Annotated in this window: 15 protein-coding genes; 3 read left to right on the top strand and 12 right to left on the bottom strand. The window is 69.7% G+C overall.

The features are described from left to right. Positions 1-6 precede the first annotated feature (6 nt). Positions 7-1233 (top strand): glycoside hydrolase family 3 N-terminal domain-containing protein, encoded by a 1227-nt coding sequence (locus tag G6024_RS00985; RefSeq protein ID WP_478213465.1) that lies wholly within the window; start codon positions 7-9, stop codon positions 1231-1233. Between the two features lie 4 nt (positions 1234-1237). Here G6024_RS00985 and G6024_RS00980 read toward each other — a convergent pair whose 3' ends face one another. From G6024_RS00980 to G6024_RS00960, 5 genes are read right to left on the bottom strand one after another with little or no spacing between them, the layout of a single operon-like run. Beyond that, positions 1238-1918 (bottom strand): DNA-3-methyladenine glycosylase I, encoded by a 681-nt coding sequence (locus tag G6024_RS00980; RefSeq protein ID WP_159147619.1) that lies wholly within the window; start codon positions 1916-1918, stop codon positions 1238-1240. A gap of 60 nt (positions 1919-1978) precedes the next feature. Further along, positions 1979-2674, bottom strand: a complete 696-nt coding sequence (locus G6024_RS00975) for a hypothetical protein (protein WP_069390142.1) — start codon at positions 2672-2674, stop codon at positions 1979-1981. 9 nt (positions 2675-2683) lie between these two features. Beyond that, complete coding sequence (locus G6024_RS00970; RefSeq protein WP_067715918.1) at positions 2684-3499, bottom strand: trimeric intracellular cation channel family protein; 816 nt, start codon at positions 3497-3499, stop codon at positions 2684-2686. An 8-nt stretch (positions 3500-3507) separates the two neighbouring features. Continuing rightward, positions 3508-4092 carry a GtrA family protein gene (locus G6024_RS00965; RefSeq protein WP_083249815.1) on the bottom strand — a complete coding sequence of 195 codons (585 nt, stop codon included), beginning with the start codon at positions 4090-4092 and terminating at the stop codon, positions 3508-3510. A 30-nt stretch (positions 4093-4122) separates the two neighbouring features. Further along, the gene (locus tag G6024_RS00960; RefSeq protein WP_067715913.1) at positions 4123-5193 is read right to left on the bottom strand and encodes a glutathione S-transferase family protein; all 1071 of its coding nucleotides are present in this window, start codon (positions 5191-5193) and stop codon (positions 4123-4125) included. 109 nt (positions 5194-5302) lie between these two features. On the opposite strand from G6024_RS00960, the gene G6024_RS00955 reads away from it, so the two are divergent. Then, a complete protein-coding gene (locus G6024_RS00955) occupies positions 5303-6316 on the top strand; it encodes a DUF2332 domain-containing protein (protein WP_159147618.1) in 1014 nt (337 codons plus the stop codon). A 1-nt stretch (position 6317) separates the two neighbouring features. Here G6024_RS00955 and G6024_RS00950 read toward each other — a convergent pair whose 3' ends face one another. The 7 genes from G6024_RS00950 to ectA form a co-directional block, all read right to left on the bottom strand. After that, on the bottom strand, positions 6318-7166 hold the full coding sequence (locus G6024_RS00950; RefSeq protein ID WP_159147617.1) for a PIG-L deacetylase family protein: 849 nt from the start codon (positions 7164-7166) through the stop codon (positions 6318-6320). Next, entirely contained in the window at positions 7103-8149 is a 1047-nt protein-coding gene (locus G6024_RS00945) for an SDR family oxidoreductase (protein WP_159147616.1), read from the bottom strand. The genes G6024_RS00950 and G6024_RS00945 overlap by 64 nt, the downstream gene beginning before the upstream one ends. After that, positions 8146-9069, bottom strand: a complete 924-nt coding sequence (locus tag G6024_RS00940; protein WP_159147615.1) for a bile acid:sodium symporter family protein — start codon at positions 9067-9069, stop codon at positions 8146-8148. The genes G6024_RS00945 and G6024_RS00940 overlap by 4 nt, the downstream gene beginning before the upstream one ends. Then, entirely contained in the window at positions 9066-10472 is a 1407-nt protein-coding gene (locus tag G6024_RS00935) for a flavin-containing monooxygenase (RefSeq protein WP_235027707.1), read from the bottom strand. Before G6024_RS00935 ends, G6024_RS00940 begins: the two co-directional genes overlap by 4 nt. Before the next feature lie 95 nt (positions 10473-10567). Next, positions 10568-10990, bottom strand: coding sequence for an ectoine synthase (locus G6024_RS00930; RefSeq protein WP_067715905.1), 423 nt, complete (start codon positions 10988-10990; stop codon positions 10568-10570). 50 nt (positions 10991-11040) lie between these two features. After that, on the bottom strand, positions 11041-12336 hold the full coding sequence (gene ectB / locus G6024_RS00925) for a diaminobutyrate--2-oxoglutarate transaminase (RefSeq protein ID WP_159147614.1): 1296 nt from the start codon (positions 12334-12336) through the stop codon (positions 11041-11043). A 70-nt stretch (positions 12337-12406) separates the two neighbouring features. Then, positions 12407-12919, bottom strand: a complete 513-nt coding sequence (gene ectA / locus G6024_RS00920; RefSeq protein ID WP_067715900.1) for a diaminobutyrate acetyltransferase — start codon at positions 12917-12919, stop codon at positions 12407-12409. A 167-nt stretch (positions 12920-13086) separates the two neighbouring features. Here ectA and G6024_RS00915 point away from each other — a divergent pair, with 167 nt between their 5' ends. Continuing rightward, positions 13087-13515, top strand: coding sequence for a pyridoxamine 5'-phosphate oxidase family protein (locus G6024_RS00915; RefSeq protein WP_159147613.1), 429 nt, complete (start codon positions 13087-13089; stop codon positions 13513-13515). The last annotated feature ends 68 nt before the right edge of the window (positions 13516-13583 follow it).

The following is a 13583-nucleotide window of genomic DNA, read 5'->3' as shown; positions in this document are numbered from 1 at the left end:
CTGGCGATGAGCGGGTGCTCGGACGACGAACCCGCGGACCCGGCCCCCGTCAGCGCTGCGGCCACCCCGGCAGCGACAGCGGCTGGCGCTGCGCCGCCCGCGCCGCCACCTGCACCGCCGTGCGAGTCGCCCCTGGATTCACTGAGCCAGCGGGAGCGGATCGCGCAACTGTTCACCGTCGGCGTGAGTTCGATGGCAGACGCCCGGCAGGCGGTCGAGCAACACAAGATCGGAGGGATCTTCCTCGGTGGCGGCGTCGTCGGCGAGGTGGTCTCGGGCGACGCGCTCGCCCGTCTCCAGCAGGACAGTCCCCTCCCGCTGCTGGTCGCGATCGACGAAGAGGGCGGCCGCGTGTCCCGCATCGCCCCCTACGCCGGCCCGCTGCCGTCCGCCCGGGTCATGGCGGCCACCATGAGTCCGGAGCAGGTCCGGTCGGCGGCCCGCGCGCGCGGCGAGTTCCTGCGCGGGATGGGCGTGACCGTCGACTTCGCCCCCTCGGTCGACGTGTCCGCGCAACCGGACGGTGCCGTGATCGGGGACCGCTCCTTCTCCCCCGATCCGGCCCGCGTGGTGCGCTATGCCCGCGCGTTCGCGACCGGACTGCAGGACGCCGGTGTGGCCCCGGTCTTCAAGCACTTCCCCGGCCACGGCCGCTCCTCCGGCGACAGCCACCACCAGTCGGTGACCGTGCCACCCCTGGACCAGCTCGTGCCTCACGACCTGCACCCGTTCGCCGAACTCGCCGGGACCCCCGGCGCCGGCATGATGCTGGGCCACCAGCAGGTGCCCGGACTGACCGGGGTGAACCGTCCGGCCTCGCTCTCACCGGCGGCGTACCGACTCCTGCGGGAGGGCCACGGTTACGGGGCTCAACAGTTCGACGGACCGATCTTCACCGACGACCTGTCCGGCATGCGCGCGGTCACCGACGCCTTCCCGCTGCCCCGGGCGGTCGCCGAGTCGCTCATCGCCGGCGCGGACTCCCCGCTGTGGATCACCACGGCCGGGATCGGCGAGGCCTTGGACGCCGTCGAACAGGCCCTGGCCAATGGCGCGCTGAGCAGACAGGCCCTCGACCGCTCCCTGATGCGCATGGCGGCACTGCGCGGGATCCCCGGCTGTGTGGGCGGCCCCGCCACCGGGCAGGTCGAGGGCGCCGCCGCACTGTCCGCACCGATCCCCGACCTCGCCCCCCGCGCCGGACTGCCCGCACTGCCGGGGCCACCCGGCTGACCGGTCAGCCCGCGCCCTCCGGAGTCGCCGCGCCCCCGGTCCACACGCCCGAGGATCCGCGACGGTGCGAATCCACCAGGTGGGTGTCGACCACCCCGATCGCCTCCATCAGCGCGAAGACGGTCACCGGTCCCACGAAGCTGAAACCCCGTCGTTTGAGCTCCTTCGCGAGCGCCTCCGACTCCGGCGAGCGGCTGGGTACCTCGTCCGCGGTCCGCGGCTGCGGGGTGGTCGCCGGCCGGTACGACCAGATCAGCTCCCCGAGCCCGCCCTCGGACCGCAGGGCTACCACTGCACGCGCGTTGGCGATGGCGGCGTCGATCTTCCGGCGGTTGCGCACGATCCGCTCGTCGGACATGAGCCGGGCCACGTCGTCCTCGGTGAAGGCGGCGACGGCGTCCGGGGAGAACCCCGCGAACGCCTCCCGGAAGGCCGGGCGCTTGCGCAGGATCGTCACCCAGCTGAGCCCGGACTGGAATCCCTCGAGGACCAGCCGCTCGAACAGGCCGGCCTCGTCGCGGACGGGCACGCCCCACTCGGTGTCGTAGTACTCCCGCAGCAGGGGGTCGCGCGCCGCCCAGGGAGGTCGCCTCAGTCCGTCCTCGCAGAGCACCGTGCCGGCGGCGGAGGCGTGGTTCTGGGTCTGGTTCCGGGTCTGGATCTGTGTCTGGGGCTGGGTCTGCATGGGGTCTCCCGGGTTCATCGGACCACCCGTGTGGCGGTCGCCCGCCACCCTAGGACCGCGCTACGACAGCACGCCCGTGAGCTGGACGATCCGCACCAGAGCCAGGACCAGCAGCGCCACACCCACCACGAGGGTGAGCACGCGCCCGGCCACGCGGCCGTACGACAGGAACCGGTCGATCCGGCGGGTGGCCGCGGTGATCCCGCCCGACCGGACCCGCGCCAGGGCGACGATCAACCCGGCACTGGGCAGGATCGCGATGATCGCGAAGAACAGGATCTGCAGCAGCTTGGACCACCACGGGGTCTCGGCGAAGGAGATGAGCACCATCCCCGCGGCGAACGGCGCCGACGTCCCGGACTGGATGACGCCCAGGGCGACACCCGTGGCCATGATCCCGAACTTCTGCAGGATGTTCTGCGTCAGCGGCGCCTCGACGCTCTCCTCCTTGGCCTCGGCGGGCTGCCGCAACCCCATGACCGTGATGACGAGGCCGACCACGCCGAGCGCGACCATCGCCCACAGGTTGTAGAACAGGCTGCGGACGAACTCCTGGTTGTTGCCGATCACCCACACCGAGATCAGCGAGAGCAGCACGATGCCGCAGAACGCGCCGCCGGTGAACCGTGCGGCCCGCGGCGCGAACGCGACCCCGCGTCCGGCAGAGGTCAGCCACAGGCCCGCGATGACGGCGAAGGCCAGGAGGTTGAGCGAATCGATCGCCGCGAAACCCAGCAGGCTGAGGTAGTACTGCACCGGACAACCCTACCGACGTCGGCCCGGCCGGAAGTCTCGGAGGCCGTCGGGATCAGCGTCGTCGTCGCGGTCGCGGCCCTCGTTGTCGTCCCGCTCGCCGTCGTCCCGCTCGCCGTCGTCCCGCTCGCCGGCAGAGCTCCCCTCCCGGCGCGGGCGGCCGAACACCGACCGCTCGCGGCGCCGCAGCACGTCGAGGTCCCGCACGGTCCAGCTCCGCACCGGTGCCGGGACACGCCACTGTCGCCACCACGCGACCATGCGGAACGCGAACACGAGGAAGGACAACACGGTCGCGGCGATCGGCCCCCAGGTGTCGGTGGCCACGGCGAGGGCCGTCAGGGCGGCACCGGTCGCCGCCGGGATGACATACAGGTTGGAGCCGCTGAACACCGCGGGGATCTCGTTGGCGACCACGTCCCGCAGCAACCCGCCGCCCACCGCCGTGACCACCCCGAGCAGCAGCGCCGACGCGACCGGCATCCCGTGATCCAGCGCCCGCGCGGTGCCGAAGGTGCAGAACAGCCCTAGGCCCGCGGCGTCGAACGCGACGATCAGGGTCTGCACGCGGTGGATGAGCGAACCGAGCAGGTACACGACCGCCGCCGCGACCACGGGCGCGACCAGGTAGATCGGCTCCGACAGCGCGAGCGGGGTGACCCCCAGCAGGACGTCACGGATGATGCCGCCACCGAGACCGGCGAGAAGCCCCAGCACGAGGCCACCGGTGATGTCGATGTCCTTCCGCGCCGCCAGCAGGTTCCCGGACAGGGCGAAGAAGAACACACCCATCAGGTCGAACCACAGGACCAGCGGCGAGGACTCCACGGCGGGGCCTAGACCACCGCGTCGGCCGCGTCCGACGCATCCGTGGTGGAACGCGCGTGATGACGGTTGCGCACCGCCCGGAACGTCCAGAGCTTGTTGACGATGAAGTTGATCGGCATCGTGATGAGGATCGTCAGCAGCTGACTCCAGTACTCACGGGAGCTGATCCCGGCGTCCTCGTGGAACAGCGGCTCCGGTAGGTAGAACGGGCTGGTGGGGTTGGTGAACGCGAGCTTGATGAAGATACCCGCGGCCGCCGCCACCGACCCCACCACGAGGAACGGCCAGAACTCCTGCCAGGGCGGCGCCTTGTGCCCCTTGCCGAACGTCCAGTGCCGGTTGAGCAGGAAGTTGTAGACGTTCGCCACGAGGAAGGCCACGATCCACACCAGCGTGGTGAACCGGAAGTTGAACTCCGTCCCCCCGAGCGGGAAGAGGATGTCCTGGGCGTTCTGTGTCCCGCCGTTGGCCTTGTTCATCAGGACCGTGACGATCATGTTCACGACCATGCCGGAGCCACCCACGATCCCGAACATGAGGAACTGTCGGGCGCCACGACGGTAGCGGCCGGGTTCGGGGAGGGCTGGGGTCACAGGCGATGAGTCTAGGCGTTCACCGCCCTCTCAGGCCGCGCCGTGGCCTTCCGCGATGCGTTCCGCCGGGTCCTCGATGGGCCCGGGTGCGGTGCCGTCGCCGAACGGTCGACCGCCCAGTTCCTCGCGGTGGTGCGGGGTGAGCAGACCGGACAGGTCCGGCCCCTTGGGGACCACACCGGTGGGGTTCACGTCCCGGTGGACGTCGTAGTAATGCTCCTTGATCTGCGGGAAGTCGCAGGTGTCACCGAAACCGGGGGTCTGGAACAGGTCCCGCAGGTAGCCCCACAGCGCGGGCATCTCGGAGATCTTGTTGCGGTTGGCCTTGAAATGGCCGTGGTAGACCGCGTCGAAGCGGACCAGTGTGGTGAACAACCGGATGTCCGCGACGGTGATCGTGTCGCCGACGAGGTAGCGGCGCGTGGACAGCCGCTCCTCGAGCCGGTCCAGCGATTCCCACAGCTCGTCGTACGCCTGCTCGTAGGCGTCCTGGTCCGCCGCGAATCCGCAGCGGTACACGCCGTTGTTCACGGTGGGGTAGATCCACGAGTCCAGCTCGTCGATCTCGTCCCGGTGCTCGGCCGGGTACAGGTCCGGGGCGCCCTCGCGGTGGAAGGCCGTCCACTCGGAGAGGAGATCGAAGTTGAGCTTCTGATAGGCGTTGGTCACCACCGACTTGGTGGGCAGATCGACCAGCGCGGGGACCGTGATGCCGCGCGGGTAGTCGGGGATCCGGTTGAAGTAGGCCTCCTGCAGACGGTGCAGACCGGTCTCCGGGTCGCGCTCGTCCGGGTCGAGGTCGAAGACCCAGGAGTTGACATCGTGCGTGGGGCCCGCGAGGCCCATCGAGATGACGCCCTCGAGTCCCATGAGTCGGCGCACGATGATGGTGCGACTGGCCCACGGGCAGGCGCGGGCGGCCATGAGTCGATAGCGGCCGGGCTCCACCGGCCACCGCATCTCGCCCACCCTGTCCCCCACCGGTTCCGACCCGGCCGGTACGTCCGCCACCACGCGATCGTTGATGTAGGTGGCGTCGCGGACGAACTCACCGTCGGTCGAGGCGTTCCTGGCGGGCGTGAAGTCGGTGTCGGCAGCCATGAGGGCCTCCAGAGATCGGCGTGAGGTTATTGATGCATCACCAACATACCGGGTGGGATGTGGCCAGGCCAGCCCTCCTCCCGACAAGGGGTGTGCGACGCTGGGCACCATGGACTCCGCGCACGTCGACGACGTCCCCGCCCGCTACTCCGACTTCGCCGAGTTCGAGGTCCGCGGACGCACCCCGGTGTACCTCTCCTGGGCCCGGGGCATCGCGGACGACCCCGACACCAGCGACCTCATCGCCTCGCTGCCCCGGATCAAGCGTCAGCCGGCACTGTTCTTCGCCGCCGCCCGTCACGCCGGTGCGCCCGAGACCGAGGACTACCCGGCCTTCCGCGACTTCGTCCACGAACACTGGCCGGGGATCGAACAGATCGCGCTCACGCACTCCACGCAGACCAACGAGGCCAAGCGCTGCGCGGTGCTCCTGCCGTTCCTGTCCCTGCTGCCCGGACCGCTCTCGCTGGTGGAGATGGGCGCCTCCGCCGGCCTGTGCCTCTACCCGGACCGCTACGCCTACCGGTACACGCTCAACGGCGGCGTCACCCGCGAGCTGACGCCCGCAATCGTCGACTCTCCCGCGGCGCCCCCGGTCCTGGACTGCGACCTGCGCGACGGCGTCCCGCTGCCCCGCGCGTTGCCGGAGGTCGTCCACCGGGGCGGCGTCGACCTCTCCCCCATCGATCCAGCCGACCCGGATTCCCGCGACTGGCTACGCAGCCTGGTCTGGCCCGGACAGCAGGCCGAGCGCGTGCCCCGCCTGGACGCCGCGCTCGACATCGCGGCCGCCGACCCGCCGCAGATCATCGCCGGCGACCTGGTCGAGGAGCTGGAGGCCTCCGTCGCCGCGTGTCCCGCGGGATCGACACCGGTGGTGTTCCACACCGCGGTACTCGGCTACCTCGAGCCGCCGGCCCGCGCCGAGTTCGTCCGCCGGGTCACCGAGCTGGACTGTGTGTGGATCTCGGTCGAGGGTGTGACCCTCCTGCCCGACGTCGCCGAGCAGGTCCCGGAGTCGCTCCGTCGACACAAGGGCATCTTCGTCGTCGCCGTCAACGGTCGCCCCCTGGCCACGGCGCACGGCCACGGCGACTGGGTCCGCGCGCTCGACCTGCCCTGAGCTAGCCGAACGGCCACCCGCGCCGCATCGGCACGTCCGTTCCGGACCCACTCGCGTCGGGCTCGATGAGGTACTCCGTGCCGAAGGCCGCGGCGTAGATGTCCGGCGGGAACGCCAGCATCATGCCGATGTCGCTGGTCTGACTGGCGTGGCACTGCATCGCGCGGCGCTTGAGGTCGATCACGTCCGACGGCAGGTCGATCGCCCACGCGATCTCCGACTCCGCGACCCCGATCGGTTGTCCGTCGTCGCCGATGAGGATCGCCTGCCGGATCCGATCCGCGTCGAGGTCCATCCCGCCGGCCGCGAGAGCCTGCATGAACTCGGCCGCGGCGGGGCTGTCGAGCATCTCCACCTGGGCGTCCCGATTGGTCGTGGCCTCCATCAGGCGGGGACGTCGCGCGGCCACCTCCGCCGCGCGCCGGGCGATCCGGTGGACCGCGATGTGGTCGGGGTGCCCGTAGTTCCCGTGGTGGTCATAGCCCACCAGGACGTCGGCGTCCTCGCGGTCGCAGATCCGCGCCACCCGCGCGGCGGCCTCGTCGACGTCGGCGCTGTGGAGGCTCAGCGGGTGATCGTTCTGCTCCCACCCGGTCATCCCCGAATCCCGGTACCCCAGCCAGTCGATCCGGGCCACGCCCAGCACCGCCGCCGCCGCACGGGCCTCCCCTCGCCGGTGTTCGACCAGGTCGCCGTCGGGTCCGAGGCGCTCGGGGCGCTCACCGTGATCGCCGTCGGTGGCGAACACCGTCACCACCCGGTGCCCGGCGCGGGACGCAAGCGCCATCATCCCCGCGGTCTGGGACGTCTCGTCGTCGGGATGAGCATGGAGGAACACGATGGTCGACACCCGGACATTCTGCCCTGCCGGCCGCCCGGCGCGGTGGATCGCGCACGGCGGGCGTCGGGATGACCCGCGAGCCAGCGGTCGAACGCCTCGGCGCTGGTCAGCTCAGGCGTGTAGCCGAAGACCGTCCGTAGACGCGTGTTGTCCAGCACCGGGCGGTAGCGCAGGAAGCCGGTCTGCTCGGGCCCGTAGCGGCTGACCCGCAGTGCGCTTCCCACGGCGAGGACCGCCTTGAGCACCGGCTCGGGGATCGCGAGGGTGCGCTTGCCGAGCCGCGCCGCGATCTGGTGGATGGTCAGCGTGCCGGTGCCGGCCACGTTGAACGTGCCGGGCGGACCGTCGCCCACCGCGCGCACGACGATCGCCACCAGATCGGTGTCCCAGATGAACACGAACGGCGAGTCCGACCCCCGCACGGCCAGCAGCCGCCGTCGGTGGAACAGGGCGGTGATCTGGTTGTCCACGGCGTCGCCCAGGATCGTGCCGATGCGCAACACGACCTGCTCGAGCTGCGGATGGTCCCGGCGGGCGTCCGCGAGCAGGTGTTCGACGAGCGCCTTGTGGTGGCTGTACGCGAAGGCGCTGGTGCCGCGGACCGGGTGATCCTCGATGATGGGCACCGGATTGTCCGCGTGGTAGCCGTAGGCCGCGCCCGACGAGGACACCACCAGCCGCCCAACCCCGTGTTCCACACAGGCGTCGAGGACGTGTCGGGAGCCGTCGACATCCACCCGGTAAGCGGCGTGGCGCCCCATCCCGTCGGGGTCGACGATCGAGGCCAGGTGCACGACGGCGTGATGGCCCGCCACGGCGGCGGAGACCGCGGCGGCGTCGGTCACGTCGAGGCGCACGTGCCGCACCCCGGGGGCGCCCGGGCCGTCCGGCACCAGCAGGTCGCCGCTCGTGACCTCGTGCCCGGCCGCCGCGAGTCCGGCCACCACCCCTCTGCCGAGGAACCCGCTGCCGCCGGTGACCAGTACTTTCACGTCGTGACCTCCCTGTTCTCGGCATTCGCCGTGCTGTGCCGCGCCCACACCACGGAGACGACCAACCCGGCGATGATGTCCCACACTCCCCACCACGCGGCGACGAGGGCCATCCCACCGAGTCCGTCGAAGAAGCTGAACACGAACAGCAGCCCGAGCCCGGCGTTGCGGATGCCCACCTCGAACGTCATGGCCTTGCGGGCAGGGACGTCGAGCCGGAATCCGCGCGCGATGCCGTACCCGAGGCCCAGGGCGAGAGCGTCGTGGAGGAACACCGCCACCGCCACGACCCCGATGTAGGCCACGAACAGCGTCCAGTTGTTGGCGACCGCGATCACGATGATCCCGCCCAGCGCCACGAACGACAGGATGCCCACCACGCGGTGGGTGCGCGCCGCGACCTGCGGCAGCAGGTGCGACACGGTCAGCCCGAGCGCGAACGGCAGCGCGATGACCAGCAGCACCTCGCTGAGCATGTCCCACGGGGCCACGGAGATCTCGGCGAAGTACTCGCGGCCGGTGGGGTGCAGGTGGCCCCAGAACGCGAAGTTCAGCGGCAGCATCACGATCGCCAGGACATTGCCCACCGCGGTCATCGACACCGACAGCGCCACGTCGCCGCGCGCCCGGTGGGTGAGGATGTTGGAGACGTTGCCGGGCGGGCAGCACGCCACGAGGATCATGCCGAGCGCGACCGACCCCTGCACGCCGAGCAGCAGCGTCAGCAGGAACGTCAGCGCGGGCAGCAGCGCGAACTGTGCGGCCACGGCCACCGCGAACGCCCTGGGCTTGCGCAGCGCCAGCCGGAAGTCGGAGAGCCGCGTGTCCATTGCGATGCCGAACAGGATCAGCCCCAGGACGATCTTCAGCGTGGTGAGGGACCCGGAGTCGAACGCGATCCGGATGTCGTCGACGTTCACGAGCCGGCCCCCTGTGTCTGCGCGGCCTCCGAACCCGCCGCTTCCATGCGCGCGACCAGCCCGGTCACGGCGCCGCGGTAGGCGCTCTTGTTGACGTAGTAGGCCATCCGGTCCAGCCCGAGGTAGTGGTAGCCCCCCGTGAGGTCCGGGCGGGGACCGCGCCGGGAGGAGTCGACGACGGCGAGGGCCGCACGCCCGGCCGGTGAGTCGTCACGGCGTGCCGCGAGATAGCGGGCGACGAGGTCGGCCTGTTCGTAGCGGCCCTGCCAGCCGATGCCGGAGGCCTCGAGCATGCCGAGTACGGCGAGGTCGTCGCGGGCCGACGGGAAGATGTTGAGGTGCAGGTCCGGGGCGGCCGCACCCTCGGCCCAGTCGAGGTGCCCGCGGTCGATGAACGGGTAGTCCAGCACGTAGCCGGTGGCCAGCATGACGAGGTCGTACTCGCCGCTGCTGCCGTCGCGGAAGTGGACCGTGTGGCCGTCGAACCGCGCGACGTCGGCCCGGACACCGATGTCGCCGTGCCCCACATGCTGCAGGATCAGTGAGTTCACCACGGGGTGGGACTCGTAGATCTTGTGGTCGGGGACGGGGAAGCCGAACCGGGTCGGATCCCCGGTGAACGCCTTGAGGACCCGCGAGTCGATGAACTGCTTGAGCCGCGGCGGCAGGGGCCGGCCGCCGGAGCCGATCGTGTCTGCGGGCCGGCCGAAGAGGTACTTGGGCACGAAGTGGTAACCGCGCCGCACGCTGATGTCGACGGACGCGGCGTGGTGCACGGCGTCCACCGCGATGTCGCAGCCGCTGTTACCGCCGCCCACCACCAGGACCCGCTTCCCCGCGAGCTCCCGCGGGTACTTGTAGCGGCTGGTGTGCACGAGCTCGCCGGCGAACTCGCCGTCGAACCGGGGGATCTTGGGCTCCGAGAGGGTGCCGTTGGCGATCACCAGCGCCGAGAACTCCCCGGCGTCAGCCCCGGAACCGGCGCCCACCTCGTCGTCGTCGTTCCCACCCACCGCGCGCACGGTGAGTCGCCACCCGGAGTCGCACTCGTCACTCACCGGTTCCGCGCGGATCACCTCGGTGCCGAAGCGGAACCGTTCGCGTAGGCCGAAGTGGTCGGCGAAGTCGCGGAAGTAGGCCAGCAACCGGCGGTGGTCCGGGTAGTCGGGGGTGTCGGCCGGCATGGGGAACTCGGCGAACTCCGTGGTGCGGGCGGAGGAGATGAGGTGGGCCGACGCGTAGACCGTGCTGCGCGGGGAATCGATGTTCCACAGTCCGCCGACGTCTCCGGCGAGGTCGAAGCCCACCCAGTCGACGCCCTGGCGGTCGAGGTTGCGGGCTGCGGCCAGGCCGGAGGGCCCGGCCCCGATGATCGCGACTGGACGGGTGTCAAAGATGGGCACGGGTACAGATACTGCCCCAGAACGCGAGAATCCCCGGCCGGTTTCGTCCGCACTGGACGAAATCGACCGGGGAGGGCCCGGAAGCGACCCGGAGTCTACTTCTCGCGAACGACCGAGCCGTCGTCCTGCAGACGCAGGAGCGGGTAGATGCCGTTCTCGTCGTGGTTCTCGTCGCCGACGACCGGGGGGTTGAAGACGCAGAGCATCTGCATCTCCTCCTCCACGATGACCTGGTGCTTCTCGTTGCCGTCGAGCAGGTACATGGAGCCCGCCTCGAGCGGGTACTCCTTGTCGTTGGTCAGGTCACGCAGGGTGCCCTTGCCACGGGTCAGCCACACGGCCTCGATGTGGTTGGCGTAGTGGAAGTCGTTGGTCGTGCCGGCCGCGATGGTGGTCTCGTGGAACGAGAACCCGACGCGGTCGTCGGCCAGGACGATGCGCTTGGACTCCCAGTTGCCGTTGTTCCCCTTGATGTGGCGGTCGGTGTCGGTGATCTCTGCGGTGGTACGGACGATCATGCGGGGCCTCCTCGGCGAGGTCGTGGGTCGAGGGTGTGTGGTCTGGGCGCTCAGAGGTACTGCTGGGCGAGGACGTGGTCGACGGCCTCGTAGCAGATCTCGATGCCGCGATCACGCTCGTCGTCGGTCAGGGTGAGCGGGGCGAGGAACTTGACGACCTCGTCGCTCGGGCCGGCGGTCTCGACCAGCATCTTCTTGTCGAAGCACCGGGCCATGACCTCTCCGGCCAGCTCCGGCTTCTCGAGGAAGGCGATACCGAACGCCATGCCGCGGCCGCGGAGTTCGAGCTTTCCCTCGTACTTGTAGACCAGCGGGGAGAAGCGCTCGCGCAGGATGCGACCGTTCTCGAGGGTGCGGTTCTGGAGGGTGTCGTCGGACCAATACTTGCGCAGCGCCACGTCGGCGGTGATGAATGCCATGTTGTTGCCGCGGAAGGTGCCGTTGTGCTCGCCCGGGGTCCACTCGTCGAGCTCGCGGTTGAACAGGGTGACCGCCAGTGGCAGGCCGTAGCCACCGATCGACTTGGACAGGCAAACGATGTCCGGCTTGATGCCCGCGAACTCGAACGAGAAGAACTCGCCGGTGCGACCGCAGCCCATCTGGACGTCGTCGACGATCAGCAGGATGTCGTGGCGCTTGCACAGCTCGTCGAGGGCCTTCAGCCACTCGGCGCGCGCAGCGTTGATGCCTCCCTCGCCCTGGACGCACTCGACGATCACGGCCGCCGGGCGGTTCATGCCCGAGCCGGAGTCGACGAGGACGCGCTCCATCCACTGGAAGTCCTCGGTGACGCCACCGAAGTAGTTGTCGTACGGCATCGGCGTGGCGTGGACCAGCGGGATGCCGGCACCGGCGCGCTTCATCGAGTTGCCGGTCACCGACAGCGATCCGAGGGTCATGCCGTGGAAAGAGTTCGTGAAGTTGATGATGGCCTCGCGGCCGGTGACCTTACGGGCCAGCTTGAGTGCCGACTCCACGGCGTTGGTGCCGGTCGGCCCGGGGAACATCACCTTGTAGTCCAGCCCGCGCGGCTCGAGGATCTTCGAGGAGAAGGTCTCCAGGAACGCGCGCTTGGCGACGGTGTACTTGTCGAGCGAGTGGGTGACGCCGTCGCGCTGGATGTACTCCAACAGCGCGCTCTTCATGTCGTCGTCGTTGTGGCCGTAGTTCAGTGCGCCGGCACCGCCGAAGAAGTCGAGGTACTCGTCTCCGTCGACGGTCGTGAGCGTGGTGCCCTTGGCGGTGTCGAATACCACCGGCCAGTTGCGCGAGTAGCTACGGACCTCCGACTCGCGGTCGGAGAAGATGTCCGTATTGGTGCTGGTGTCGTGCGTGGACTCGGTCATGGTCTTCAGATCACTCCATTTGTGAAGAGGCGGGCGACGGTGGCGGGCCGGGCGGCCCGCGCGCCCTCGTCTAGGAAATCGTGTACAGGTCTTCTTGCTCGTGACCTTCGCCGAGGAGTTCGGAGCTCAGGTAGTCCTCGTCGGACAGCGTCATCCCGCGGTCTCGCGCGACGGCACCGAAGGTGCGCTGGGACGCCTCGTTGTCCGGGCTGATGGTGGTGCGCAGGCGCACCACGCCGCGCTCGGCCAGCCGGTCCATGAGGCTGTGCAGCAGTCGCGCCGCCAGTCCCTTGCCGCGCTGGTCGGCGTCGACGCCGACCTGCCACACGAAGATCGTGTCCGGCTCCGAGGGGCGGATGAATCCGGTGACGAATCCGACGACCCGGCCCTCGACCTCCACCACCACGGAGCTCTCCGAGAACTCCGCCCCCCACAGCACGTAGGCATAGGAGGAGTTGAGGTCGAGAACGCCGCTGTCTCGGGCGATCTCCCACATGCGGGTTCCGTCTGCCGCGGTGGGCACACGGAACAGCGCGTCGGACGAATCAGGGTTACGGGGTACTACTCGTTCTCCTGGGTTCATAGTCGGTGTCCACCGTAGTGACGTCCCCACGTTGTTGCATCACCCTTCCCCAATTCGTTACCTGAAAACACGATGAGTGTGCAGGTGGCCGCCGGGGAGTGAGGTCGGTCACGCGGCAGTCTCCGACAACGGTTCCGGCGCCGGCCCTGCGGTGAGAGAATCAGGACATGGACGCCAACCCGATCACCGAATTCGACGAGGCGCGAAGTCTGCAGCTTCTGGGCACCGTCTCCCTGGGACGCCTGGTCACCGTCTCCGAGGGCCGTGCCGACATCTTCCCCGTCAACTACGCGCTCTCCCCGGAGGGCAAGCTCTTCTTCCGCACCGCGGAGGGCTCCAAGCTCGCCGGGATCACGGTCCATCCGGACGTCGTGTTCCAAGTCGACCACATCGAGGGCGACGACGCCTGGTCGATCGTCATCCGCGGGACGGCGCGACGGCTCGACAGCTTCGCGGAGATCAACCGCGCGGAGGAACTTGGGCTCAAACCCTGGATCCCGACTCTGAAGTACAACTTCGTCGAGATCACGCCCGAGAAGATCTCCGGCCGCGGGTTCACCTTCGGCGAGGAGCCGGAGCGCTACACCGGTTACTGAGCCACGCCTCACTGGCCCGCGCCCACCCAGCCGCCTAGAAGGGTGGTGGGTCGATGAGTTCGTCGAGG

Source organism: Dietzia maris, assembly GCF_014144855.1.
Classification (GTDB): Bacteria; Actinomycetota; Actinomycetes; order Mycobacteriales; family Mycobacteriaceae; genus Dietzia; species Dietzia kunjamensis.
The sequence above is the reverse complement of the archived record's forward strand: the minus strand, read 5'-3'. Positions and strand labels throughout refer to the sequence as shown.